Genomic DNA, 24,695 nt, shown 5'->3' on the forward strand with positions numbered 1-24,695 from the left:
CCGTGGCCTTAAAATCTACTAAAAATATGTCGTTACTCGCATTGACTTGGCCTATTTTCATAGAAATATTTCTACATATGCTAATGGGAAATGCCGATACACTGATGCTCAGTCAATATTCCGATAATGCGGTTGCTGCTGTCGGTGTTTCCAATCAAATTCTTGCTGTTGTGATTGTCATGTTCGGCTTTGTCGCTACCGGTTCTGCCATCCTTGTCGCCCAGAACCTTGGTGCCGAGCAGGAAAAAGAAGCAGGAGCAATTGCTGTAACTTCACTCAGTATCAATCTTTGGTTTTCAATAGTATTAAGTTTTCTATTATTCTTGTTCAGTGAGAATATTCTCGCGCTTATGGACTTGCCGGCAGAATTGATGGGAGAAGCTCAGTTATATATGAATGTGGTCGGCGGCCTGATTTTCATCCAGGCTCTGATCATGACGACCGGAGCGATTCTTCGCAGCTATGGCTTCACAAAAGATACGATGTACGTGACGATCGGAATGAATATAATAAATGTAATTGCGAACTATTTCGTCATTTTCGGACCGTTCGGATTCCCTGTCTTTGGCGTCGAGGGCGTTGCTTTTGCTACGGCGGGCAGCCGATTGATCGGGTTTATCGTGCTGCTTGGACTTTTATTCAAACGTAGCGAGGGATTGCTTCCGAAAGCTTCCTTTTTCAAATATCGTAAAATCCATGTCAAAAATCTGCTCAGCATAGGCATTCCCTCTGCGGGCGAGCATCTTTCCTACAATACGAGTCAGATGGCTATTACCTATTTCATTGCGCAGATGGGAACGGTTGCGATTACAACGAAAGTGTATACACAAAATATCATGATGTTCATATTCTTGTTCTCGATTGCAATCGGACAGGGAACCCAGATCCTTATCGGTCATTACATAGGAGCAAAAGAAACCGAACGAGCTTACCACCGTTGCCTGAAAAGCTTGAAACTGGCGATTGCCATTTCACTTGCTGTTGCCGTTGTCGTATATAGCTCCAGCAACGTTCTGCTCGGCATATTTACCGATAATGCCACCATTATAGCTCAAGGCTCGATGTTATTACTGCTGACGGTAGTGCTCGAGCCAGGCCGTGCTTTCAACCTTGTCGTCATCAATTCGCTGCGGGCCGCTGGAGATGTCAGGTTCCCCGTGTACATCGGTATTTTGTCCATGTGGGGAATTGCCGTTACGTTAGCCTGGTTTCTCGGACTCTATCTGGGGCTTGGTCTTGTCGGTGTCTGGATCGCCTTCACGGTCGATGAGTGGCTGCGTGGAATCTTAATGCTGTACCGATGGCGTTCGCGCGTGTGGGTATCGAAGGCCTTTGTAAAAGACCCCAGTTAGCAGCGTGCGATTTTCCTTTTTTATGGAGGGCTCAGGGGTGTGATAATCAGGATCGGAAAGTTCTCTACGTATTCCCATACCAAAAGGACCGTTTCCCCGGTCCTTTCCTGGTTAGCTATATAAAAGAGTCTCATAGACTTCAGGTTGTTCATTTTATCGAAACTTGATAGTGTTCGAGCCAATAGTTGATCTGGCAAAGATGGGCAAGTAACTGCGGCCCTGTCATCAGCTGGCCAAACCAAGGAGCATCAATTGCCTGCCCTTTCGTATCAGAGAGCTTACGCAGCTCGTTCCGGTCAAACAAATCGAAAATCGGCGCCTGCTTATCAGCGAGAATTTCATTCATCCAGGCTACTACCGCATTGGTATAAACCGGGTTATGGGTTTTCGGATAAGGATTTTTCTTCCGGTACAACACCTCATCTGGCAGAATCCCTTCCAATGCCTTCCGAAGCAATCCTTTTTCTTTCCCGTCCAAGTGCTTCATCTCCCATGGAACATTCCAGACATACTCGACAAGATGATGATCACTGAATGGCACACGCACCTCAAGACTCGCTCCCATAGTCATTCGGTCTTTACGATCAAGCAGCGTCTGCATAAACCAGTGCATATTCAAGTAAAACATCTGCCTACGCTTTTCCTCTACCGCCGACTCGCCGGCGAGCTTCGGCATTTCATTGACTGTGTCCTGATAGCGGGCCAGCATATACCCTTTCACATCCAGCTTTTGCTGCCACTCCTGAGTCAGCAACCCATTTCTCAGATTCAGTGAACGAATCCATGGAAAGCCTTCCCTTTGCAACTCCTCTTGTCTGTAAAACCACGGATATCCACCGAAAATTTCATCGGCGCATTCTCCAGATAAACCAACGGTCACTTTTTTCTTCACTTCTTCGCTGAACCAAAGCAGTGACGAATCAACATCCGCCATTCCGGGCAGGTCCCGTAATTCCGTCGCTTTTTTCAGCAGGCGTACTAATTCTTCATTATCGGCGATACAGCTTTGATGATTCGTGCCATGCTCTTTTTGAATTAAGGCAATAAAGGCTTTATCGCTTGTCGGTTGAAAGGCATTTGCTTTGAAATGTTTATCGTTACCTTCAAAATCGATCGAAAATGTATCAAGCGATCCTTTTCCCTGTTTGCGATATTGCTCTGCTGCAATTGCGGTGATAGCGCTGGAATCGACCCCGCCGGATAAAAATGTTCCAAGCGGTACATCAGAAACCAATTGACGATCGACCGCATCAAGAAAAAGCGCTCGAACCTTTTCCACTGTCACATCGAGGCTGTCTTCATGAGGTTTACTTTCCACATTCCAGTACCGTTTTATTTTCAGCCCTTGTTCCCTGGTAAAAGTAGCGGAATGACCTGCCCGTAAATCATGAACGCCCCGGAATACACCGCATCCGGGTGTCCGGGACGGTCCTAATGCCAACAGTTCATGGAGTCCAGTGGTATCCACTTCCGCAGTTACATTCGGATGGGCGAGCAGCGCTTTGATTTCGGAGGCGAATAGCAATCCGCCATCTGATTCCATATAGAACAACGGTTTGACCCCAAGCCGGTCCCGTGCCAGAAATAACTTTTGTTCCGCATCATCCCAAACAGCAAATGCGAATATTCCATTCAAATGATTGACGCATTTCTCGCCCCATTCCATATAGCTGGTCAATAAAACTTCCGTGTCGGAATGTGAGCGGAACGTCCATCCTTTTTGATGCAATTCCATTCTCAAATCTTCTGTATTATATAATTCTCCGTTATAGCATAACGTAAAGCACTTCTCCCCGACTTTTCGCGTCATAGGCTGACGCCCTCCGGCAGGGTCAATGACAATCAGCCGTTGATGCCCGAACGCTGTGTGCCGGCCCAGCCATTGGGTCCCTTCATCAGGACCACGGTGCTCCAATGTCGCTGCCATGGCCGCAATCGTATCATAAGCACAACTCAAGTCTTTCCGGAAATCCGTCCATCCGACAATTCCGCACATATATCGAGCCACTCCTTTTTTGTAGCTGAAAAAGATAACCTAATATATGTGGGGTGGATTGTCCCTATGCGGATTTTTTAATGGTAAGCCTCTTCCTCTAAACACAAAAATCATGACATAAAAAAAAGCCCGGCAAATTTCGCCAGGCAACTTTCTCACTTATGCTGGAAGAATTCCTAATGGTAAAAACCCAAACCCTAGAATCAATGCCAAGGCGAATGCAATCAGCAGCTGTGTCCACCAGCTGGAAGCAGGCTGGGCCTTGGAAACCTTGATTGCCACCATTTCAATCGCTGCAATCGCCCAAAGACCGACCAGCATTTTAACAATGACTAATATACCGATGTCAGCATAGGAAGCGAACAGACTGCCACCAGAGTATAAAATAAGTAAATAGAGCAACCGCATAATCATTTGTGTGATTTTAGCAGCTTTCGCATTCCCTGCGCGGGAGAAGGTCAATACTAGAATCAATAATGCTAACGTGATCACCCATGAGGTGATATGTAAGTGTTCCACCAAACTTCCTCCTTTTGCTATTAATCTACCGTTATAGTACCATGTTTACACAAATTTATCCTAATAAAACCTTTCATGAGGAATTTTTAGACTAGAGAGAAAATTAGCCTGAAACCTGTTATAATGGATGAAGATTTTCGAATTGATATGGAGGGATAGAATGACAAGAACTAGTCAAGAAATCATTGACCAAACGCAGGAATTCGGCGCAAAAAACTATCACCCGCTTCCGATTGTAGTGGAAAAAGCAGAGGGTGTTTGGGTAGAAGATCCTGAAGGTAACCGCTACATGGATATGCTCAGCGCTTACTCTGCCGTCAACCAGGGCCATCGCCATCCACGAATCATTGAAGCATTAAAAAACCAAGCAGACCGTGTGACCCTGACGTCACGCGCCTTCCACAATGATCAACTCGGACCATGGTATGAAAAGATTTGTAAACTCACCAATAAAGAAATGGCCCTTCCGATGAATACCGGTGCTGAAGCAGTCGAAACAGCCATCAAAGCAGCACGACGCTGGGCTTATGATGTCAAAGGAGTGGCCGATAACCAGGCAGAAATCATCGCCTGCACCGGAAACTTTCATGGACGTACAATGACTGCCGTTTCCCTTTCTTCCGAAGAAGAATATCAGCGTGGCTTTGGTCCAATGCTGCCAGGAATCAAGTTAGTTCCATACGGTGATATCGATGCGCTCAAAGAGGCGATAACTGAGAATACAGCCGGATTTTTAATTGAACCGATCCAGGGAGAGGCTGGAATTGTCATCCCTCCAGAAGGTTTCCTGAAAGAAGCATCCGAAGTTTGTAAAGAAAACAATGTGCTGTTCATCGCTGATGAAATCCAGGCAGGCCTTGCCCGGACCGGGAAAATGTTCGCCTGCGACTGGGAAGACGTAACACCTGACATGTTGATTTTAGGTAAAGCCCTTGGCGGCGGTGTGTTCCCGATTTCCACTGTAGTAGCCAACCGTGAAATCCTGGGTGTCTTCAACCCTGGGTCCCATGGCTCCACATTCGGAGGAAACCCACTGGCTTGCGCAGTATCTCTCGCTTCCCTGGAAGTACTGGAAGATGAAAAACTGGCAGACCGCTCTCTGGAGTTAGGCAACTTGATGATGGGCGAATTGAAAAAAATCAATAATCCGATCATCAAGGAAGTACGCGGAAAAGGGTTATTCATCGGAGTCGAACTTACTGAGCCTGCACGTAGCTATTGTGAACAACTGAAGGAGAAAGGCCTCCTTTGTAAGGAAACCCATGAAAACGTCATCCGCTTCGCCCCTCCACTGATTATTAATCGTAACGATTTAGAATGGGCGATCGACCAAATCAAAGAAGTATTATCTTAATTAAAATGAGCCTGGCGATATTCGCCAGGCTCATTTTCGCTTATAAGTAACTTATTCAATAATATGGCCGAAAAGTCGAAGACTTGATTTCGAGATATTGTAAGAGGGGGAAGGGGCGTAGGGGAACGAGTCGCTTTCCACGGGAGTTCGCTGAGCCTCCTCGAGCTGACGCTCTGTGGGGTCTCACCTGGAACTCTTTTCCCGTAGGAGTCTCCCCGTTCCCCTACGCCCCTTGCCACAAAAGATTATCGAAATCGCCCTTGCATGTCCTTATCTAATTATCGAGTGAAAGCCTATCACAATCACGGATTGACCGTACTTTTCTGGTTCAAAAGCACACTATTCTTGATAGGAGTTTCGAGATTCTTACAATCGCATGGTGGTTGGGAAAACGGTGAGACTCCTGTGGGATGAACATGATCGGTGAGATCCCACAAGGCGCAGCCTGAGGAAGCTCACCACATGCCCACGGAAAGCGATCCGTTTCCCCAGCCACCATAACCTCAACCTAAAGTCTCGAAACTGAGTCTTCATGTAAAGGGAGCTTTAACTGCAAAATCAATCCTGAGATTTAATGAGAGTGCATTAAAAAAGGAGTGTATCTTAGACAGATAAACTCCCTTCGACTCGACTTATTAAAATGTCAAAGGCCCTCGCAAAATGAATTTATTCCCGAAACATAGCAAAAAGTTTCCCAAAAATCCCTTGAGGTTTCTGCTGTACGGTTTGTTCTAACCGTTTATTAAAATCATTTTGCATCTGCCATTCTTTCTTCTGCTCTTCACGCATGTTTTGCAATTCCTGCTGCAACATTTCACTTCTTTGTCTCTCTTGCTCCAGCAAGGTTTCATAATGGTTCTCTTGCTGTTCCTTCAATTTTTCCAGTTTAGCTTGTGTCTTCTGTGCGGAATTTCCAACTCCTGAACTTATCACGTGGTGATCTTGCTGGAGGCGGGAAACCGTGGTTTTAAGCTGAGCCATATCATTAGATAGCTGGACGTTCATTTCTCTGGCAGCTGCGAGTTCACTGGCTAAAGCTCTCATAAAATCCTTCAACTGATTAGGATCCTGGAGTGAATTGTCATATGTACCGGGTGCTGCCACCTCTGTTTCAGGAGGGGCTTCTAACCGTTCTTTCTGCAACTGTACCAGTTCTTTTGTTATTTCGTTCAGAGGTTTGTCCGTATCGCGTATCGCTATAAGTGCATCAACATCCGTCTTCACGAAAATACGCCGATCGCCATCCTTGAAAAACTCATATCCGTACCGTTCTAACATTTGACCATACTTTCGGACAGTCGGGGTAGCAATTCCTACTTCTTCGGCTACTTCTTTAGTTGTATAAGCTCGCTCGTTCGGTTGTATATCGTGTCGCATATCGGCCCTCCTTATCTAATTAATAATATGAAGGTTTTTTGTCGAATTTGCAAGACAAATTATTAAACGATATGACTAGTAAGAAAATTGAGTCTATTAGATTATTATTTACTTGCAAAGCTTTCCAACTGTCCTCAACCTTTTACCTATCCACCACTTTCATATCGCTTAATCTAATAAACGATATACCAGCGTATCGCTCAATGTTTATATCGCCAGCCAATACGATGATATTGCATGTATCTGTTGATCCTGCAATGAAAATAAAATCAAACCATAAAAAACGAGTATAAAACCATTACGATTTCATACTCGTGTTTCTCCACGTTATTTGGACTACTTCTTTTGTGCGAAAATTCTTTTACGTGGAACGTTACTGTTCCCTGGAGGAGTTGCTTGCCTGGCCATCATACAAAAGATACTATATATTTTCTGCTAAATCTGTTATATAGCTATAAGCTATATAAATGATCATACAGACAGCAGTCAACAAAAATCCCCAACCGAGAGTAATCTGGTCGATCAGCAGGTAATTATTACACAATTGGTTCGGCGACCAAATGTACAGCCATCCCATCGCAATGAATAATAATGTAAATAAAATAATCAGTCCGTTCTTCATACTGGCACTAACTTTCTTCCAACTGTCCCTCAGTGGCACGCCAGCGAGAAACGGCAGGGAAATGAACTTGAACAGTTCGATATACCAAAGGTTGAGCGCTTCGTCCATCGATCGTGGCAGTGTCCAGTAAAAAATGACGATAACAAACAGCAGGATGCCGGGGATACCGTTCGGATTCCATTCTTCAAAAAAGCGAGGAAACTTTTTTTGCAGCACAGGCGCGAGTAGAAACCCGATGATGACAAACAGCGTCATTTGCATATGCATATGAATGATCATGACCGACTCCATCAGGTTGGCGACGGGAGGCAGCATAAGAAAGATGTAAAGCGCGATCACATAATAGATGCCCTTCATTTCTTTCCGCCTCCTTCTAAAATATCCATCACAGTTGCAGCTGCTTCCCCAGTCTCTTTATAATCCATCACTTCGACCAGCCTGCCTTCCGGGTTGACAAGATAAAACGCCGAGTTGTGTGCGAAGTTGCCGTATTCATCAGGAATGACAATCACCCCGAAACGATCGAGCAGCTCATCCAGTTCCTTCTGGTCCGGAATACGAGCCATCCGCCACGTCTCTCCATCACTTTCGAGCCACTCCCGGTACGTGTCAAGCACCTCCGGGGTGTCACGTTTCGGGTCGAAGCTGATACTTAAGAACTGAATGTCTTCTTCAACCACGTCCTCCGGCAGCATCTCATAGACTTCAGCCATATTTTTCTCAAGCTCCGGGCAAACAGTTCCACACATCGTATAAAAGAATGTAATGAATACATACTTTCCTTCAAACTCGGAAAAAGGATAAACCCGTTCGGCGTGGTCCTCCAAAGTTACCTCAGGAAACATGGGTGTTTCTTCCTTGAGCTGGTTGACCCGTGCTGCTTCTGATGTATAGGCGGTGAATCCATCGGTACCGAAGTAAAACAGGACAAGGCCGAAAGCAGCGACCAGAATATAGGATAGAAGTTTTTTGTTGACCATTAGGATCACTTCCTAGTTTTCTAGTTAGAAAAACTTGGCTTATCGCCAATTACTTATGGCGAAAGCCTTAGATTTTCTTATACTTTAATCCTTTAACAAAGTTAAACATTCTTAAAGTGTAAAAAGAAAGAGAGCTGCTTGCTAAAGCCGGCTCTCTTCTCTTGTCATTTACCAGGTTTTGAATGGCGGCGAACCTGGAGGCGCGTTGACGATGAAGTCGACTAACGGAATGACATACGCCATGCTCACTAATGCAAGCATCAGGACAATCCAGAGTCCCCAGCGTTCGGTCCACATCGGTGTAGGCGTTGCATCTTCTTCTACATCTGCCACCGGAAACTCGGTTTCTCCTTTTGGAGCAAAGAACATCATATTAAACACGGCATACACTTGCAGCAGCACACCGATCATCAAAAGTGTTCCGCCAATCGCAAGGAAGAAAAGGTACGGATCCCAGCTTAGTGCCGTTGCGTTGTCAAAATAAGTGGAATAAGACGTACGGCGCGGTGATCCCAATAAACCAACCCAGTGCATCGCACCGGACATGAGCACCATTCCGACTGTCCAGACGATCGTCTGAATGATACCAAGTTTATTCATTTCTTTCGTCAGTACTCTTCCTGAAATATATGGAACGAGCCAGTAGCTGACACCGAAGAACGTCATGACGACTGTCATACCAAGCGTCAAGTGGAAGTGGCCGACGACCCACATCGAGTTATGGACAACCTGGTTCAACTGGTTCGTGCTTTGGACAATTCCGCCCGCACCGGCTGGAATGAAAGCAGCCATTGCAATGAACGGTGCAAGGAAACGAACATCCCCCCAAGGCATTTTTTTATACCAGCCGACAAGCCCCCTGCCGCCCTTTTTCCGAGCAGTCTTTTCAAACACAGCGAACATCGCATAAGCGGTCATCAATGACGGGAATCCGATGGCAAGACTCATGAATACGTGCATGTATTTGACGGATTCAGAAATACCCGGGTCAATGATCTGATGGTGGAACCCGCCGGTGATATTCATGACAACAAGGGCGATGACGACTACCCGAGTCAACAAGTCGCTCCAGCGTCTGCCGTCAATAATCTTTGGAACGAATACATACCATGCAGAAATAGCAGTCATATACCAGATATTAACGAGCGTGTGTCCGAAAGCCCAGAACAGCGTACGGGACACCATGACATTGATTGTTTCTATCCATCCAAACGCCCATGGAATGATGTAGAAAACCTCAATAGCGACCGGAAGACTTCCAAAGAACAAGAGAACGAAAACACCTGTGGCAAAAAAGGAGATGATTGGGATGTGCTGTCCCTTATGATTTTTTCTCCAATTCGCTACATTGATGAACGCACCGAAGGCAAGCATCCAGACACCTAAGACGATGAAAACGAGGCCGATGTAAAACATCGGGGCAGCGGCCATCGGTGGATAGAAGGTATACATGACAGAGGCGTCGCCCTGCAAAATAGGGATAACGGCGAGTACGAAGCCGAAGATTTTCATCCAGAAACCGATCCAGGCCATCTTCCTAACTTTCGGAAGCAGCCCGCCTAACGAGTGAGATAAACCAGCATAAAAGTAACCAATCGTGAAAAAGGCCGATAACACAACGACTAACAATAAACCATGAGCAGTCAATACTTTATAATAGTTCGCCCACACCGGCAGCTCGAGGATGCCGGCTCTGTTCATTCCTTGTAATAGTCCGAGAAAACCACCAACTAAAATGGCGATGAATGCGACGGATAGATATGATTTCGTGATTCTGGCATCTTCCGGACTGATTCCGAGCGCTTTGTTCGCTTTATCTTTCCAATACTCTTTTTTTATCGCTTCCATGTTATTCCCCCCTTTATTTGACTGTAATGGTCGTACCCATCATCTGATGGCCTGCCCCGCAATATTCATTACAAAGGACAAGATACTCACCAGGCTTATCGAATGTCTGGGTAATCTTTGAGATGTAGCCGGGCATCACCATCGCGTTAATATTTGTATCTGCGACCTGGAAACCGTGCGTGACATCCTTCGAGGTCATCGTGAAGTGGACAGTCGATCCGGCCGGAACTTCAATTTCATCCGGAGTAAAGCTGAATACCTGCAGTGTCATGACAACTTCATACTCATTTTCTCCGATCTGGGTGATACCAGGGTTATCGAACGGAGCCGTTTCATCTACTTTTTGCGGATCAATCCGTTCCCCGTAGCTCGGCGGCCCCATATCTTTTGCGAACGCCTGGTAGCCTGTGATAAGCATGAACCCGATAATCATTCCAAAACTCAACGTCAGCCAAACTTTTTCTGCTTTATGCATGTTCTTCCCCTCCTATATTCTCGCCATATACAATCCGTAAATCAGCAGATACGTCAGAAAAATGACAACCCCCACCACTGTCACCGAAAAAATCGTACCCTTGATTGATGATTTCTCTTCCACCACTTCTTCAGTCTCTGTTACGTTTGACTCCGCCATTTAGAATCCCCCCTAACTTTTGTTAACTCTATAATAATTGAGAATGGTTATTAACTAAGTGAACTAAATCACACCAACTGGGATTATTTATTAAAAATGTTATTACTGTAACAAAGTTGTCAAACTTATCAAGCTGCCACCATCTTTTTGTACACGTAAAAAAAGCCTGGATTTTTATTAATCCAGACTGCAAAGATTATTGTGTACTTATGAATATCACTCAAAATATTCTTTGCTAACTAATACCTGAGTGATGGACAACGATCACCTATGTGTATATCAATCAATAAGGCGTTCCGGCAATTTATTTTCAAGGTCTACGGTTCCATGGTTCCAGCACACCTACAATATGTTCAACCTTTTCATGTTTAATTGCTTCAATGACCCCGCCGGCAATTTCATTATGTGTCAGCCATCTTGAATCATTATTTTCAATTACAAAACCCAATTGGATGATATGTAATGTACAATGCTCCGGTACGGCGATGTTTTGTCTAAATACTTCCCGATTGGTGCTGCTTCCTAGAATTATGTATAAATCGAATGGCAGGAAGGTCTTTGAAACTTCCTGGATGATTATATCTCTGGTCTTTTCAGCATCGGAATGAATCCATGCCACTACAATACTGGGAGTACCATATTGCTCAAAATTTTCCCTTAACCTTTGCTTCAATGTTTCAAGATTATGGTAATCGACAAGTATCGGAGTCAAGTGTTCCCTATGACGGGATTGCTCCAATAGCTTATCTGTCTTCCGTCGATTACGTGCAAGTACCGATGCATGATAGCCATTGCCCGCCAGCCAAATCGTTGTTTCAGCTAACATTCCCGTACCACCAATTACCAGCGCATGCTTCATCAAAAACACTCCCTCACTCAATAAAATTATATTTACTCTGGGTTTCAGATATTTTCCTATACAATTACACTATTAATCTCTTCTGGAGAATCGTATGTTACGTAGGTTCCAGCAATAAAATCATGAATGGCTCGCTTATCCTCTCTCATTCCCACCATGAAGGCACTTACAATGAGTCCAATTCCTAACGTAAGCGCGTATACAAATGTGGCTACGATTTCCCTTAGCAGCATATTCCCCACGCCCACATGGTTACCATCCATTCGTATGATTCTATTCCCTGCGACTTTTCTCCCCACAGTATATCCGAACCACATTACAGGCAATAGGATGCCGTAAACAAAGCCCAAAAGATCAACTGGAGTATAACCTTCATAAAAGAAGCTGCCGTAGCTAACAAGTGATATCAGGCCCATGACGGCAGTCATCAGGATACTATCAACAATTCTGGCACCTAGCCTATTTAGAAACCCAGCTGGATTTTGTATCTCCATCGTGCACCTCCTAACATGGACTGGCTTCTGTTAATAATCTTCTACTCAAGACTTACAATCTTTTTCTGCCCCCAGGGTGCAACAACAACTTCAACTACCATATCGTCTCGTTGCTGCTCATATTGCTCACCTGTATTCTCTTCGACATAATAACGGTTGATGCCGTAGGTCACCTGATGGACAGACTGGCCTTGGTTATGCCATTGGTACTTCCCTTTCAAGCGGACTTGATCCGCGTTTTTTTCCATTTTATCGCTGGAAGCCTCCACTACTTGAAAGAAACCACTCTCTGATTCTTCCAAAAGCACATAGACGGTTTCCCCATATTCCGGGATTTCATCTGACCATTTCTCTTCTTCTATCATTTCGATTTCATAGTTCAGAATGACATAGTCACCATAAAAAATATCCCTTGGATCAACAGGAGCTGTTTCCAGCTTGATTGTCTGTCCAAATGCATCCATAGCGTAATAAGATACTGACATGCCTGCCAAAAACAGAACCTGAAGCAGCACGACTCCATAAAAGGCGAAACGCTTCATACTGTCCGCCCCCTTTTCGATAGATTACGGCGTTTCCTTTCGAGGAAGAAGCTTAACAGGAACAACAAAATGCCTCCGGTGAAGAAAAATAATGATTTATCCATGAAATCCCAGGCAAGCTGTGTATAAGCAACAATAGTACTGATAACAAACGCTACCGTGCCTTTGGTGACTATATCCGGTTTCTCGGTCTGATAACCGCGAAGCAGCCATCCAAGTGAATAAATGAACAGGAAGATTAATGCCAGCATGGATCCTGCTTCTACGTAAAACACTGGCAGGAATAAAACCAGGTTAAGCAGTAAAATTAAATGATCTTTTTTCCATAACAGAAACAGCGTACTCAACGATAACCCCAGCCAGATAATCAGGAAGACAAACTCCGCACCAAGCGATTCCGTAAAGAACTCAACCTCTAAAAAGAATACTTGCCAGACAACCAATACAAACATGGCGGCCACACTTAACTTTGTAAAAGGAGTCCTGAGTGCTTGTTTAGGTACGACGAGGCCGAGAAGATATAAGATCAGGAAGTACACAAGCAGCCAGTGGTAGGATTGATGTTCTACGAAGGCCAGTATGACGGTCTGCAGTAAATAACTGAGTGAAAACAGTGTCGCATACAGCCAGTCAGCACGGTGGTAGACATAATGGCTGAAACCGAGCACAAATAATAAACCAAGCAACAGGTTGAACTCCGAAAAATTACCGGCACTATAGACTTGACCGATGGTGGTAATTACAATCGCTATTACGAATAAAGAACGCTCATCATAAATTGCAAAAACCAGCAAAGCAGCCAGCGCCCATACAAAAAACGGAAATGCGCTGAATGAGGTGTAATTATACATCTGCCCTGTCAGGAAAATGCCAGAGCCGAAAATCAACACGGCGATGATTAATAGACTAAGCCCGACCGTTTCTGAACGTGTACGGTACACCTTATCCCCTGCAACGTAAAAGCCGATCATAGCCAAAATGATGATAGCCATGCGGGCGATATCCGGAATCGCTCCCCAATTGGAAGCGATGAAGCTTAAAAACCCAAGTCCGATGAAAATTGCTGCCAAAGTCAACAAAATCGGTTTTTGGCTTCGCTTCGGATACAAATCCATGATTTCATCTAATTGATGAGGTTCAATAATCCCTCTTTCCACCCACTTGTTCCCTTCATTTTTAAGTTGGTGACGGTTCATCTTTATCCCTCCTGCCTTCTCCGTATTGGCTGCTTTTTACCATAGGTCAATGTCCGCCACAGCCATTCTAACGGACCGAACCGGTATGTTTTCAGCCACCATTTACTGATGACGATTTGTACACTGTAAAATAAAACCACAATGATTACGCTCCAAAGCGGGGGCACTTGCCCATACAGCCCGAAACCTACCGAATAAAATAGCAAGAATGAAAACAGCGATTGCAGAATGTAGTTGGAAAGGGACAATCTGCCGACATAACTCAGTCCATGCAGCGCCCGTTTACCTAAGGAACGTTGATAAAGCAGCGTCACACTAACGACATAGAAGATAGCTGAAGCGCTTCCCCCGATATTGTCCTGCATCATTTGGAACCAGGCCGGGTTGTTAAAGAAATACGGTCCCGCCTTGAACCCTAAAAATAAGAGTAAGGTAACGACCCAAAGCAAAAATAAAGCAGTCTGGTGTGCCGCCGGTTGATGGAGCCACTTTTTCCGGGCGACATACATGCCGAACAAAAACATAGGCAATAGGCTCATGATCAGAAATGGCCAATTCATCGGCGCATTGGTGTAATACCAGTCATTCCAGTTCTGTGACCAAATATCCAAAAGCGTCCCACTGCCATAGTTTGCTTTCGCCTGTTCGATCGCAGGCTCATTAATCCAGCCACCGTAGTCAGGTCCCAGACTATATAAGCTGAAAGAAAAAAAGCTGGTGAAGAATAAAAGCAAGGTAACCCCCCAGGCCAGCAATGCTTTACTACTTCTATTTAAGAAGAATAATAACAATAACCCAATCAGCCCATATGATAGTAATATATCACCGTGCCAAATAAGGAAAGCATGAATGAGACCGAAGCCGATCAATATCATCAGCCGGCGCCCGATCACTTGTTTTTCATTAAACCCTTTAGCTGTCAGACGCTCTCTCATCATTTCTATTCCAAATCCAAATAAAAATGAAAATAAGGTATAGAAGCTCGCCTGAAAAAATATATCAATGATCGCCTGGATGGTATAACTTGTAGTGGATGGCCAATAAACCTCTTCACCGCCGTATAGAAAATAAGGCGCATTGAAAGCGGGGACGTTGACCATGAAAATGCCTAAAATCGCTAATCCGCGCGCGGCATCTATCCATTCCAAGCGCTCAGCTTCCCGTAATGGTGTACCGGTATCCTTCATTTGTCCCCCTCCTTTATCTTTATTTTACTTGTTTGGATAAAAAGTTGATAGATGATAATGGAATAAATTATGTACATACAAAAAAAGGAGGAAAACCATGCCAGCTCAAGTTGGAGCCGTAAAAGTAATTTCCATCTCGTCATCCAGCATTTTCAATATTGGTGATGTATTCACCATCGCTCCCACCAGCTCGGCAAAAACGTTTGCCGGTGGAGGGTCATTCAATTCAGGCGACGGCATCCGTATCGATTTAGGCCGTTCGGTCACTTACGTCAATGACAGAGATGTCACAGACCAGTCCAAGTAACAACTAGGAGGAAATAGTTATGAGCATTACTATTCATCAATCCATTTGTATCAACATGCTTAAAATTGAAGCTGTCACCAACTCTTCCGTCGTTCAAATCGGAAGTGCCGGATCGATTCAGTCTCGCTCTGAATTATACAATACCGGGGGATTTACGGAGCCTGCCCCACTTGCTGAACCCTTCGAAGGGGAGATAACCACTATCGGCAAAGGCGGGGGACCGCTGGTGCCATTGTCTGCGCCTGGCTGATCGAATTATCTGATCATTAAGCACGCCTATGGGCTTTTTGCATAAAGTAGTGATATAGCCTAATTTCAACGGGGGTGAGAGGGATGAATTATTATGGTTCCTGGCAGCAATACATGGAGCAGATGATGAAGCAGCTACAGGCACAACAACAGGAGATCAAAGCTCTTCATCAAAAACTGGAAACACTGGAACAAAACCATTCCGATCAACCCAGGACAGTGATTGAAAAAATAGAATATAATTTCGACCAATTGAAAATAGAGACCTTGGAAGGCACGCTTCACATCGGCTTGACGCCGCAGGAATTAAGTCAAATCGATGATGCTTCTCTGTGGGGACAGCAGCAGCCTGTGCCTCCATCCGCTCCAAAGCCTGCCAACCAACAGATTTTAGAGGAGCTCGATCACTATTTGATGGATCAGGGCGGAGCTATTATCCGAAGTCTGGCAGCTAATAATCAGATAGCAATGGATCAACAAAAAGAACAGAGCATCATCCAGGATATCCGAAATCAATTGCCTTCCCGTATTGCCCATCATGAAAAGCAGGATCCAAAGCCGGACCCGGAAAAGATTGTGCACCAAATTAAGGCAGAAGTCGAACATTCCATCGCCCAATTCCTTAACCAATCTAAAGGAGAAGATGCCTGATGGCCTTTATCGTTCATAACTGGGGACTAAACGTCGGCAATGTAGAAATCGCCGGCATAACCTCCTCGTCTGTATTTTTAATCGGAGACAACGAACAAATTCGCTTGAACTCGTACTTTGACACTCCCGCTGAATCACTGATTATTGGTCCGTTCGTCCCTTTAGGTAGTGGCGTGTCAGGTGACACCACGTCGCCTACTGTGGAGACGGTCGAGGATGAATAAACGGCTCGTCACCTTGAATGACATCAAAGTTACCGATGTTGTTTATGGGTCGAGCTTTGTGATTGGAGACAGCTGGCGTGCCACGCCTTTCGCCCGGGTTTTAGCCGTTCAAAAAGAGGGGGCATGGTTCGAGGAAGGACGCTTCAATTATGAAGACTACCCGATCTTCACGAAACAATTCAAACGTCTTCCTCCTACTGATACTGTGGCGGATAGTCATTACCATCATAACCCGACGATCAACGTGGAAAGTGTCCGAATCAACGGGGTTTCCACTTCTTCTATGATTCAAATCGGCAGCCTTGGTATCCTGGAAGCAGAATCTCGGGTCAAGCATTTCCGTCTCCTCCAAGACGAACAAGATGAAGATTTCAGCATAGACTAAATGAAAGCCTATCGAAGGAGGGGTAAGATGCCATCCATTGTCGGCCCCATTAAAATAAACAGTGTTGGCGGTGGGGTCATTAATTTCGGTGATGCCTTTTACTTGGCTCCGAAAAGCTCAGCCAAAACGAATGCCGGTTCCGGTGCCCTTAATACCGGAGACTTCATCAATACGAACAACGGATTCAGTTCAACCAATCCGTTCGACCCTGACGTCAACGATCAGAACGTCGCTGGTAATGCATAAAGAAAGACGCTGCGAGTGCTAACTGCAGCGTCTTTTCCTATGTTTGGCTTTTTACACGGTATGGCTTAAGAGCGGGTGAAATTTACGATCATTGCAGGAAAGTACCCTATTCTTCTCACCTATTCCGCTTCCGGTTCGATTTCCTTGTTGCGATTTTCTTTTGCGGGTCCTGCCTTTTCACCCACCGGAGGTATCGTGCCATATCCGGATGGTCTGCCAACCGCTCCACTGTATGATAAAATCCAGCCAGCTCCTCATTAGTAAAAAGGGCATGAATCTGGCGGTGGCAGGCACTGCACAATTGTGCCGTCGGACCCTCGGCTCCTCCATATTCTTTTGGGATCAGATGGTGCACGGTTGTCAAAACCGGAGACCGCCAGCACAAATCACACGTCTCGGCATTAATTCGTTCCTTCATCCTTCATCCAACTCCGTGGTTAGCAGCAATGGACCATCAAAAAAGTAGAGGCATTTTTTTACGACTGGTTCTTTCCATATCTTTTCCAGCGCGGTCTGGTACAAGCGAAGCTGTACCTCATACCGGCTTGCAAGCTTCTGTTTCAGCTCTTCCGTAACTTCATCGTTAATGGTATCCGTTTTGTAATCGAGAATCAGCCACCCGTCCTCATAGGGTACAACACAGTCGATAACCCCTTGGACGAATACCTGTTCTTCGGTTTCGCCTTCCCAATTGCGGTACACCTGGTGGGCCGGAAGCGTTAAACTGAACGGTACTTCTTTTTCCAATTGATCGGCCTGAAGGACGAACTCGCCGATACTGGTCTCGAAAAAGGCCGCAACTGCTGCTGTATCGATGACCTCTGCTTCTTCCTCTCGCAGCACTTCCCTATCGACTAAAGCAAGCACAAATTCCCGGACTTCCGCTTCGGTATATTTTCGGGTAAACGGCAAATGCTGCATGACGGTATGCATTGCTGTTCCGCGCTCAGCAGCTGTCAGCCGCTGCTCTTCCTGCATGAAGCGGGGACGCTTGATGATCGGTGCTTTGAACGGAAGCACGATATCATTACTGCTGTATTCATCCAGCTCTTCCCGCTGCCGCTTCAGTTCGGTAACCGACTGCTTAGCCCGTGAATTTGCTGCCTGACGATAGGCATATTGAAAATTCAATCGCTTGTCGACCTTTTCAGCTTCTTCGTTGCCATCGACTTGTTTCCAGACATAAACCGCCTCTTGCAGCCGTTCATCACGATTTTTCTCCAATTCATCCAGCTGGTTATAGGCACTGCCATGCTTAATTTCCACCCGCCATTCCGAAGCATCCTGCCAGATTTCTTCTGACGTTTTGACTTCGACATCAGGGTTACGCAATGGTTCGGTTTTATGATGACGGATCAGGGCAGGACCGACCCAGTCTAAATAACTTTTCGATTCAAGCCGGTAATGCGGTGGAAGTACCCAGCTCGGATGCTCGAGGAACTCCAGCCACTTTTCCTGTTTCTTCTCAAATGACGCCACATTGCCGACCATGACAAGCTTCTCTTTCGCTCTTGTCAATGCTACATATAAGACGCGCATTTCTTCTGCCAGCAGCTCGCGCAATTTCTCCCGCTTCAACGCATGATAGGCAAGCGTCGGGTACATGATTCGCTTCTCGGGATTAATGTACCGCGTGCCAAAGCCATAGTCTTTATGCAGCAAATACTTTGAACGGAGATCCTGCTGATTGAATTGTTTATCCATACCGCCAAGAATGACGACAGGAAACTCGAGTCCTTTACTTTTGTGAATCGTCATGATCCGGACGACATCCTCCTGTTCCCCGAGGGCACGGGCCGCACCGAGATCATCGCCCCGTTCTTCGATCCGCTCAATGAACCGTAAGAAACGGAACAAACCTCGGAAAGAGGTAGCTTCATAGGAACGGGCCCGATCATACAACGCCCGCAAGTTGGCCTGCCTCTGTCGTCCACCCGGAATCCCGCCGACGAAGTCGTAGTAACCCGTTTCCCGGTAAATTTCCCAAATCAGTTCGGATAACGCACCCTGCCGCGCACGGACCCGCCAGGAATGCAGCTGTTCTAAGAAACTATCAATCTTCTCTTGTATATCCGGATCGCCGCTGAATACCTTCATCGCTTCATAATAGGTCGACCGCTGTTTTGCGAGCCTGATCTGTGCCAGCTGCTCTTCATTCAGCCCGACAATCGGCGAATGGAGAACGGAAGCAAGAGGAATGTCCTGCTGAGGATTGTCAATCACTTTTAATAGACTGAGCATGATTTTAATTTCAATCGCTTCAAAATAGCCGGAGGAAAGTTCGGCATATACCGGAATCCCCTGCTGCTTCAATTCATCGACAATGGTAGGTGCCCATGTCATGGAACGCATCAAAATCACGATATCGCGGTATTGGACAGGACGCTGGAATTCCGTCTCTTTATCGATGACTTGCAGCGGCTCCTGTTCATGTTGTCCAATCCACGTTTTAATCATCTGACCGTATGCACGTGCTTCGAGCTGGGCCTTTTCTAAATCACGATAATCCTCGCCTTCTTCTGCCGGCTGTTCTTCACCGGATTCCCGGTCAATGACCAGTAACTCGGCATCGGTATCGGAAGAAGTGAGTTCATCATAAATCGTATTACTGTATATCAGCTCAGCGTCCGGGTCATAATTCATCTCACCGACTTCCTCATCCAGTATCTGTCGGAAAATATAGTTCGTGGCAGCCAGCACTTGCTTACGGCTCCTGAAGTTACGTGCCAGGTCGATCCGCTCGCCGGGATGGTCGTCAAATTTGAACTGTTGATATTTATTCAAAAACAACGTCGGTTCGGCATGGCGAAAACGGTAGATGCTTTGTTTCACATCCCCGACCATGAACAGATTACCTCCCCGGTCCCCGCCTGTTAAAAGCAGTAAGAGTGTTTCCTGGACCAGATTGGTATCCTGATACTCATCAACCAGCACTTCTGAGAATTTTTCCTGAAAATCAAATGCGACATTTGATGGCACCAGGTTGTCCGCAGTCGAGGAGTCATCACGCAAAACATCCAGGCAATAATGTTCCAGGTCAGAGAAATCGACTATCGCTTTTTCCCGTTTCAAGCGGGTGTAGCGATCTCGGAAATCTTTAACCAATTTCACCAGTTGCACTATGACCGGGTGCAGTTCTTTCATATCATCCAGGTGACCGGTCAGTGAACGGGTGAACCATTCACCCGCCATATCATTCCAGCGCTTCTTATAGCCGTCCCGTATCGCTTTCACCTGTTCCTTTTTCGCTTCATCGCAGTCCACTTTTTTGCCGGACAGACGGGCGAACTTACTCGTCTGCATGAAAGTTTGCAGCTCTGTCCATGAAATAGCGGCAAGCCCTTTCGCTTCCTGGACCATGGCTATATCTGCGTCGATCGTATCGGCATAGTGATATGGCCCATCCGCTTCCCTGGTAACTTCCAGCGCTTTCTCCGCTTCCACCAATATGGCGTCAAGCTGGCTGGCCACTTCCCGCTTCAGCATCTTCAGCCATGGCAGATCTGATTCTTCGGTGTCTTCGTCCACCCCATACATTTCTGCCATCTGATCCAGCCATGCTTCAGGGGATGGGTTCTGCATCGCGAAGGTGTAGAGGTCGATCATCAGCGATTCTACCTCAAGGTCACTGCGATCATTGGAAAAACGGTCAACGACAGCGAAAAACGCATCCCGCTCTTCTCCTTCTTTGCCATACCAGTCCTCAAACAATTCTTCCAGCACTTCCTGTTGCAGGAGATCGGCTTCGATATCATCAGCAATCCGGAAGTTAGGATCGATATCAAGCAAATAAGCATACCGGCGCACCACCTCCATACAGAAGGAGTGCAGCGTGGAAATAGATGCTGTCTGCAAAAGTGACAATTGTTTTTTCAGATGGCTGGATCCAGGATTCTCTTCTAGCGCTTTGCTTAGCGCGAGCCCGACACGGCTCCTCATTTCCTGCGCTGCCGCATTGGTGAAGGTCACGACAAGAAGTGAATCGATATCGACCGGGTCTGTCGGATGCAGCAGTTTCTGGATGATCCGTTCGACCAAAACAGCGGTCTTACCCGAGCCTGCCGCTGCCGACACGAGGACATCTCTGCCGCTCGTATGGATCGCACGTTCTTGTTCTTTTGTCCAGCGTACCATCAGACATCCCCCTCTCTTTCTTGTTTGGCAATCCGCTCTAAAACTTCCTCATCTTTCATATCCTGCAGCTTGCGGAAGCTGTTCTCTTCCAGGGTCGGATCGAACTGGCAGACCGAACGGAACGGACAGAATGTACAAGCGGCCTGCTGACCATGCTGGTAGGGATTGAGCTTCACTTCCCCATTGGTGATCATTGTACCGGCCTGGACCATGACGTCGCGAATGTAGCCCTGGAGACGTTCGAACATATCTAAGTCCGCCGTTTTGGAACTTTTATAAAAGCCGCCTTTCGCAGTCAGTCCAGCTGGAACCATGTTGCTGGTGCCTTTCTCGAGACTTGTATCCATCATTTGAACAATCTGTTGATTTTCCAACAATAAGCCCTGCATCTTGAATTTCTTTAAAATCTCATCTTCGATTTTTTTATCGTCGATTTTCTGCTTACCAGAAATCATCGGGTTATGGACATGGAAGTACAATACCCCTGCAGGCGATGCTTTGGCACCAAGCCACTGCTCGGCATAAGTAAGTACAACGTCCAGGTAGGACAGCATCTGAAGCGCCAATCCGTAATAGACTTCAATCAGATTCAACCCTTTGGCGCTTGATTTATAATCGATGATCCTTAGGAACAGATCATCCTGATTAAGTGCTTTATCTACACGGTCGATCCGTCCGCGCAGCATCAATTCAAAACCATTCGGTAAATCGAGCGTAAGCGGAGGAAGCTGCTCTTTCGGACCGAAGCCCAGCTCCATTCCAACTGGGGAAAACTTCGAGTTCCTCGCCTGCTCGCTCAATACGAATGCCGCGCGGGCAATGACATTCTGTAATTTATGCTGCAAATACTGATAGCGGTTCGAGCTGTGAAGGATTTGATGCTGTAAAATCGGCGCTAATTCCTGGACTGCGCGGGATGCATACTGCGTACTTGCCTGTTTATCCAGCTGGGAGAAGTCTTTTCCTTCTCCTTGAATCCATTCGGTGATTTTTTTCAATGCTTCATGGAATAACTGGCCAATATCAGGGGCATCAAGCTTATAGGTCTTCCGTTCTTCCAGCTGCAGGCTATACCTCGCAAAGTGCTGGTAAGAACAGCGATTATGCATCTCAAGCCTTGAAACACTTGCTTTCACCTGTTTCGGGTACAGCTGCTCGGTCGTCTGTTTGCTGAGGTTCACTGGCTTGTTCTGATAAAAGAGACTCTCGAGAATCCGATTAGTCAGCCCGCCTTTTTGCTCGTTACGTACATACCAATTGAAGACATCCCACCAGACCGGACGCATGCTGTAACCCTTCAAATAACGGGAAAGCTGTGCCGTAAGTGCGCTCCTCGTCTTCGTCTTTGTCGTGATGAAACGATCGGCATCTTCCAGGTCATCCGGATCTTGTAGCAGGATATGCTCCTGACAGCACGGAAATAGCTCCTCCACTCTGCGGATAATCGGGGAAGGTGTCTTTGATTTCCCCTCCTCATTACTGAGCGGGTAGCTGATCCATAACCTGTCCCGCGGCATCGTCAATGCCAGGTATACGTAGAATCGGTCATCCAGGAGCTGCCGTTTGCTGCCATCCGCCAGCCTCAGGCCATGGGTAGCAAGTAAATCACGCTCTTCTTCACTGATCATCCCATCCCCTGATGGCTTCATTGGCCAGATTCCTTCGGTCACTCCCAGTAAAAACGCCGCTTTAATACCGGAAATCCTCGACCGATCCACCGTTCCGACAATGACATGGTCCATGCTAGGCGGCACATGAGAAAACTTTAAGGATTCTAATCCGCTTTCCACGGTATTGCGGAACACCTGCAGGGACATTTTTTCTTCGCCTGCCATCTCGACGACTTCATCGAGCAATTGCAGGACAGCGTCCCACACCTGCTCCTGTTCACGGCCCCGTTCCAGTGCACCAGCGGCATCAAAGTCATCCCGCCATGCTTCCAACTGACCTGGTACGTCCATTGCTTCTAACCAGATATAGATGACCCGGCACTTTTCCCCAATCGTTTTTGCTTCTCTCAATCCTTCATCGAAGGTTTCGAGAATCTTCGTCACTTGACGGCGGTACCGATTAATACGAGTCTGTTTCTCACGTTCCTCATCGGTCTGTGATGCCTGATCGAAGCCACGGAACCGCTGGTATACCCATGGTTCGTCACTGCACCAGCGCTCACGGGAACGGATTCCATATTCGAGCACATAATTCTCGAGTTCATCAATAGCATCCTCATCCAGCGGATACCGCTTGTCATCTGCAAGACTGAATCCGCTTTTCAACAAACGAAACACAGCGTCATAGCGCCAGTTTCCTTCGACGACATCCAGACCCGAGCGAATCAATTCGATCAGCGGATGGTTAAGCATGGTCCTTTTTTCATCCAGGAATACAGGTATCTCATAATCTTTGAAAACAGTCGTAATCAAGTCATGGTAAGTCTCAGGTTCACGCATCAGGATAGCGAGGTCTTTATAGCGGTATCCTTCATCCCGGACTAAGCGAAGAATTTCCTGTGCGACACCTTCGACTTCTGCCCGTGGATGGACCGCTTCAGCTATCTGAATAGGTGCTTCCCCTTCATACGGAGGAGCCGGCCGCTCATCAAAATACCGCTCCATATGCAAAAAGTGCGGGCGGTTCTCAAACCGGCCCTGCTTGTTATCTAAGATGGTCGTTCCATCAAATCCTATCCCTTGCTCCTCTGCCATCGCAGCCAAAGTTTCATAGGTTTCTCCCGACTCGTGAAACAAATCCAGTTCCGAACGATCTCCTGCTGAAGGCTTGTCTAAAGTCAGCGCCACATGGACACACTTCGTCCGCTTCAACAGCGCTTCGATGACCATGATTTCCTGGGGCGTGAAACTATGGAAACCATCGATATAAATCTCCGCACCATCCAGGAAGCGTGCGGTAGGGATTTTATCTGCCAGCATCTGCAGTTGATCCTCCCCGTCCATATACTGATCGCGGAGCGCATGATCGAGCCGGTCATAAATATAACTGAGATCCTCGAGCTTGTTACGAAGCGCGATTTCACTGGCATACTGGTGTGTATATTGATCAATCGCTGTCATTTGCTCATGTAGTACCTCCGGCGTGATCCGGTACCGCTTGAACTCCGTAATCATCCCTTCCAGTTGTTCCATGAACCCCTGTTTCTCGATTGCTTTTTGGAACACCAGCCAATCGGAAGTCCTTTCTTCAGTGATTTTCCGGAGCATCATCTGAATCCCCGTCGAGCTTATGTACTTTCGGGTATTCCCACCCGTTTCCTGGAGCACCCGCCAGGCAAGTCTTGAAAAGCTGAACACCTGAGCCCGGATCGACCCTTCGATGCCGTCTCTTTTCAACAAGGCGTACTCCTGCTGGAACGTCATCTGGTCGGGTACGAGATAGATGATTGGCGGTCCCTTTGGATCCTCTTTTAGCTTTGCTTCTATTTCTTCCATGACGGCGGAGCTTTTTCCTGCACCAGACCGTCCAAGTATGAATCGGATACCCATCGATCGGTTTCCTCCTTCTTCATGCACACTGTGGTCTCC

Annotated in this window: 24 protein-coding genes; 8 read left to right on the forward strand and 16 right to left on the reverse strand. The window is 46.5% G+C overall.

All coding sequences use genetic code 11. The features are described 5' to 3' along the window. Positions 1-26: 26 nt before the first annotated feature. Positions 27-1,352 carry an MATE family efflux transporter gene (locus ACGTN9_RS13550; protein WP_499593770.1) on the forward strand — a complete coding sequence of 442 codons (1,326 nt, stop codon included), beginning with the start codon at positions 27-29 and terminating at the stop codon, positions 1,350-1,352. A gap of 148 nt (positions 1,353-1,500) precedes the next feature. On the opposite strand, the gene asnB is transcribed toward ACGTN9_RS13550, so the two are convergent. Both asnB and ACGTN9_RS13560 read right to left on the reverse strand, forming a co-directional pair. Beyond that, positions 1,501-3,348 carry an asparagine synthase (glutamine-hydrolyzing) gene (asnB, locus tag ACGTN9_RS13555; RefSeq protein ID WP_499593611.1) on the reverse strand — a complete coding sequence of 616 codons (1,848 nt, stop codon included), beginning with the start codon at positions 3,346-3,348 and terminating at the stop codon, positions 1,501-1,503. A 159-nt stretch (positions 3,349-3,507) separates the two neighbouring features. Beyond that, entirely contained in the window at positions 3,508-3,867 is a 360-nt protein-coding gene (locus tag ACGTN9_RS13560; RefSeq protein ID WP_499593613.1) for a YisL family protein, read from the reverse strand. Between the two features lie 160 nt (positions 3,868-4,027). Here ACGTN9_RS13560 and ACGTN9_RS13565 point away from each other — a divergent pair, with 160 nt between their 5' ends. Next, positions 4,028-5,221 (forward strand): ornithine--oxo-acid transaminase, encoded by a 1,194-nt coding sequence (locus ACGTN9_RS13565; protein WP_499593615.1) that lies wholly within the window; start codon positions 4,028-4,030, stop codon positions 5,219-5,221. A 666-nt stretch (positions 5,222-5,887) separates the two neighbouring features. On the opposite strand, the gene ACGTN9_RS13570 is transcribed toward ACGTN9_RS13565, so the two are convergent. The 11 genes from ACGTN9_RS13570 to ACGTN9_RS13620 all read right to left on the reverse strand — a co-directional run bounded on the left by ACGTN9_RS13570 (position 5,888) and on the right by ACGTN9_RS13620 (position 14,960). Then, on the reverse strand, positions 5,888-6,598 hold the full coding sequence (locus tag ACGTN9_RS13570; RefSeq protein WP_499593617.1) for a MerR family transcriptional regulator: 711 nt from the start codon (positions 6,596-6,598) through the stop codon (positions 5,888-5,890). A 421-nt stretch (positions 6,599-7,019) separates the two neighbouring features. Then, positions 7,020-7,577, reverse strand: a complete 558-nt coding sequence (locus ACGTN9_RS13575; protein WP_499593619.1) for a hypothetical protein — start codon at positions 7,575-7,577, stop codon at positions 7,020-7,022. After that, complete coding sequence (locus tag ACGTN9_RS13580) at positions 7,574-8,200, reverse strand: SCO family protein (RefSeq protein ID WP_499593621.1); 627 nt, start codon at positions 8,198-8,200, stop codon at positions 7,574-7,576. The genes ACGTN9_RS13575 and ACGTN9_RS13580 overlap by 4 nt, the downstream gene beginning before the upstream one ends. A 168-nt stretch (positions 8,201-8,368) precedes the next feature. Next, a complete protein-coding gene (locus ACGTN9_RS13585) occupies positions 8,369-10,048 on the reverse strand; it encodes a cbb3-type cytochrome c oxidase subunit I (RefSeq protein WP_499593623.1) in 1,680 nt (559 codons plus the stop codon). A gap of 13 nt (positions 10,049-10,061) precedes the next feature. Continuing rightward, positions 10,062-10,523, reverse strand: coding sequence for a cytochrome c oxidase subunit II (locus ACGTN9_RS13590; RefSeq protein ID WP_499593625.1), 462 nt, complete (start codon positions 10,521-10,523; stop codon positions 10,062-10,064). A 12-nt stretch (positions 10,524-10,535) separates the two neighbouring features. After that, entirely contained in the window at positions 10,536-10,682 is a 147-nt protein-coding gene (locus tag ACGTN9_RS13595; RefSeq protein WP_499593627.1) for a hypothetical protein, read from the reverse strand. A 310-nt stretch (positions 10,683-10,992) separates the two neighbouring features. After that, complete coding sequence (locus ACGTN9_RS13600) at positions 10,993-11,541, reverse strand: Rossmann-fold NAD(P)-binding domain-containing protein (RefSeq protein WP_499593629.1); 549 nt, start codon at positions 11,539-11,541, stop codon at positions 10,993-10,995. A 56-nt stretch (positions 11,542-11,597) separates the two neighbouring features. Continuing rightward, complete coding sequence (locus tag ACGTN9_RS13605) at positions 11,598-12,035, reverse strand: RDD family protein (RefSeq protein ID WP_499593631.1); 438 nt, start codon at positions 12,033-12,035, stop codon at positions 11,598-11,600. 41 nt (positions 12,036-12,076) lie between these two features. Next, positions 12,077-12,577, reverse strand: coding sequence for a GDYXXLXY domain-containing protein (locus ACGTN9_RS13610; RefSeq protein WP_499593633.1), 501 nt, complete (start codon positions 12,575-12,577; stop codon positions 12,077-12,079). Further along, positions 12,574-13,773 carry a DUF2157 domain-containing protein gene (locus ACGTN9_RS13615; RefSeq protein WP_499593635.1) on the reverse strand — a complete coding sequence of 400 codons (1,200 nt, stop codon included), beginning with the start codon at positions 13,771-13,773 and terminating at the stop codon, positions 12,574-12,576. Before ACGTN9_RS13615 ends, ACGTN9_RS13610 begins: the two co-directional genes overlap by 4 nt. Before the next feature lie 2 nt (positions 13,774-13,775). After that, positions 13,776-14,960, reverse strand: a complete 1,185-nt coding sequence (locus tag ACGTN9_RS13620; protein ID WP_499593637.1) for a DUF418 domain-containing protein — start codon at positions 14,958-14,960, stop codon at positions 13,776-13,778. A gap of 97 nt (positions 14,961-15,057) precedes the next feature. Here ACGTN9_RS13620 and ACGTN9_RS13625 point away from each other — a divergent pair, with 97 nt between their 5' ends. From ACGTN9_RS13625 to ACGTN9_RS13650, 6 genes are all read left to right on the forward strand, one after another. Next, the gene (locus ACGTN9_RS13625) at positions 15,058-15,267 is read left to right on the forward strand and encodes a spore germination protein (RefSeq protein ID WP_093046117.1); all 210 of its coding nucleotides are present in this window, start codon (positions 15,058-15,060) and stop codon (positions 15,265-15,267) included. A 19-nt stretch (positions 15,268-15,286) separates the two neighbouring features. Further along, the gene (locus tag ACGTN9_RS13630; protein ID WP_499593640.1) at positions 15,287-15,517 is read left to right on the forward strand and encodes a spore germination protein GerPB; all 231 of its coding nucleotides are present in this window, start codon (positions 15,287-15,289) and stop codon (positions 15,515-15,517) included. Positions 15,518-15,600: 83 nt separating this feature from the next. Further along, on the forward strand, positions 15,601-16,167 hold the full coding sequence (gerPC, locus tag ACGTN9_RS13635) for a spore germination protein GerPC (RefSeq protein WP_499593642.1): 567 nt from the start codon (positions 15,601-15,603) through the stop codon (positions 16,165-16,167). Further along, a complete protein-coding gene (locus tag ACGTN9_RS13640) occupies positions 16,167-16,391 on the forward strand; it encodes a spore germination protein GerPD (RefSeq protein ID WP_499593644.1) in 225 nt (74 codons plus the stop codon). The genes gerPC and ACGTN9_RS13640 overlap by 1 nt, the downstream gene beginning before the upstream one ends. Next, entirely contained in the window at positions 16,384-16,776 is a 393-nt protein-coding gene (locus ACGTN9_RS13645) for a spore germination protein GerPE (RefSeq protein ID WP_499593645.1), read from the forward strand. The genes ACGTN9_RS13640 and ACGTN9_RS13645 overlap by 8 nt, the downstream gene beginning before the upstream one ends. A 27-nt stretch (positions 16,777-16,803) precedes the next feature. Then, complete coding sequence (locus tag ACGTN9_RS13650; protein ID WP_499593647.1) at positions 16,804-17,022, forward strand: spore germination protein; 219 nt, start codon at positions 16,804-16,806, stop codon at positions 17,020-17,022. Positions 17,023-17,137: 115 nt separating this feature from the next. Here ACGTN9_RS13650 and ACGTN9_RS13655 read toward each other — a convergent pair whose 3' ends face one another. From ACGTN9_RS13655 to addB, 3 genes are read right to left on the reverse strand one after another with little or no spacing between them, the layout of a single operon-like run. Next, the gene (locus ACGTN9_RS13655) at positions 17,138-17,440 is read right to left on the reverse strand and encodes an HNH endonuclease (protein WP_499593649.1); all 303 of its coding nucleotides are present in this window, start codon (positions 17,438-17,440) and stop codon (positions 17,138-17,140) included. Beyond that, on the reverse strand, positions 17,437-21,156 hold the full coding sequence (gene addA, locus ACGTN9_RS13660; RefSeq protein ID WP_499593651.1) for a helicase-exonuclease AddAB subunit AddA: 3,720 nt from the start codon (positions 21,154-21,156) through the stop codon (positions 17,437-17,439). The genes ACGTN9_RS13655 and addA overlap by 4 nt, the downstream gene beginning before the upstream one ends. Beyond that, complete coding sequence (addB, locus tag ACGTN9_RS13665; protein ID WP_499593653.1) at positions 21,156-24,656, reverse strand: helicase-exonuclease AddAB subunit AddB; 3,501 nt, start codon at positions 24,654-24,656, stop codon at positions 21,156-21,158. Before addB ends, addA begins: the two co-directional genes overlap by 1 nt. Positions 24,657-24,695: the final 39 nt, after the last annotated feature.

Origin of the sequence: Halobacillus sp. B23F22_5 (assembly GCF_043497085.1) — a bacterium.
Classification (GTDB): Bacteria; Bacillota; Bacilli; order Bacillales; family Halobacillaceae; genus Thalassobacillus.

Excerpts from the sequence above, each read along its gene's own strand:
- ACGTN9_RS13590 (WP_499593625.1), bottom strand. The coding sequence starts at position 10,523 with ATGCATAAAGCAGAAAAAGTTTGGCTGACGTTGAGTTTTGGAATGATT.
- ACGTN9_RS13610 (WP_499593633.1), bottom strand. The coding sequence starts at position 12,577 with ATGAAGCGTTTCGCCTTTTATGGAGTCGTGCTGCTTCAGGTTCTGTTT.
- ACGTN9_RS13655 (WP_499593649.1), bottom strand. The coding sequence starts at position 17,440 with ATGAAGGAACGAATTAATGCCGAGACGTGTGATTTGTGCTGGCGGTCT.
- addB (WP_499593653.1), bottom strand. The coding sequence starts at position 24,656 with ATGGGTATCCGATTCATACTTGGACGGTCTGGTGCAGGAAAAAGCTCC.
- ACGTN9_RS13575 (WP_499593619.1), bottom strand. The coding sequence starts at position 7,577 with ATGAAGGGCATCTATTATGTGATCGCGCTTTACATCTTTCTTATGCTG.
- ACGTN9_RS13580 (WP_499593621.1), bottom strand. The coding sequence starts at position 8,200 with ATGGTCAACAAAAAACTTCTATCCTATATTCTGGTCGCTGCTTTCGGC.
- ACGTN9_RS13605 (WP_499593631.1), bottom strand. The coding sequence starts at position 12,035 with ATGGAGATACAAAATCCAGCTGGGTTTCTAAATAGGCTAGGTGCCAGA.
- ACGTN9_RS13640 (WP_499593644.1), top strand. The coding sequence starts at position 16,167 with ATGGCCTTTATCGTTCATAACTGGGGACTAAACGTCGGCAATGTAGAA.
- ACGTN9_RS13620 (WP_499593637.1), bottom strand. The coding sequence starts at position 14,960 with ATGAAGGATACCGGTACACCATTACGGGAAGCTGAGCGCTTGGAATGG.
- asnB (WP_499593611.1), bottom strand. The coding sequence starts at position 3,348 with ATGTGCGGAATTGTCGGATGGACGGATTTCCGGAAAGACTTGAGTTGT.
- ACGTN9_RS13600 (WP_499593629.1), bottom strand. The coding sequence starts at position 11,541 with ATGAAGCATGCGCTGGTAATTGGTGGTACGGGAATGTTAGCTGAAACA.
- ACGTN9_RS13615 (WP_499593635.1), bottom strand. The coding sequence starts at position 13,773 with ATGAACCGTCACCAACTTAAAAATGAAGGGAACAAGTGGGTGGAAAGA.
- ACGTN9_RS13570 (WP_499593617.1), bottom strand. The coding sequence starts at position 6,598 with ATGCGACACGATATACAACCGAACGAGCGAGCTTATACAACTAAAGAA.
- ACGTN9_RS13550 (WP_499593770.1), top strand. The coding sequence starts at position 27 with ATGTCGTTACTCGCATTGACTTGGCCTATTTTCATAGAAATATTTCTA.
- ACGTN9_RS13630 (WP_499593640.1), top strand. The coding sequence starts at position 15,287 with ATGAGCATTACTATTCATCAATCCATTTGTATCAACATGCTTAAAATT.
- ACGTN9_RS13595 (WP_499593627.1), bottom strand. The coding sequence starts at position 10,682 with ATGGCGGAGTCAAACGTAACAGAGACTGAAGAAGTGGTGGAAGAGAAA.
- ACGTN9_RS13625 (WP_093046117.1), top strand. The coding sequence starts at position 15,058 with ATGCCAGCTCAAGTTGGAGCCGTAAAAGTAATTTCCATCTCGTCATCC.
- ACGTN9_RS13645 (WP_499593645.1), top strand. The coding sequence starts at position 16,384 with ATGAATAAACGGCTCGTCACCTTGAATGACATCAAAGTTACCGATGTT.
- ACGTN9_RS13565 (WP_499593615.1), top strand. The coding sequence starts at position 4,028 with ATGACAAGAACTAGTCAAGAAATCATTGACCAAACGCAGGAATTCGGC.
- ACGTN9_RS13650 (WP_499593647.1), top strand. The coding sequence starts at position 16,804 with ATGCCATCCATTGTCGGCCCCATTAAAATAAACAGTGTTGGCGGTGGG.
- ACGTN9_RS13585 (WP_499593623.1), bottom strand. The coding sequence starts at position 10,048 with ATGGAAGCGATAAAAAAAGAGTATTGGAAAGATAAAGCGAACAAAGCG.
- gerPC (WP_499593642.1), top strand. The coding sequence starts at position 15,601 with ATGAATTATTATGGTTCCTGGCAGCAATACATGGAGCAGATGATGAAG.
- addA (WP_499593651.1), bottom strand. The coding sequence starts at position 21,156 with ATGGTACGCTGGACAAAAGAACAAGAACGTGCGATCCATACGAGCGGC.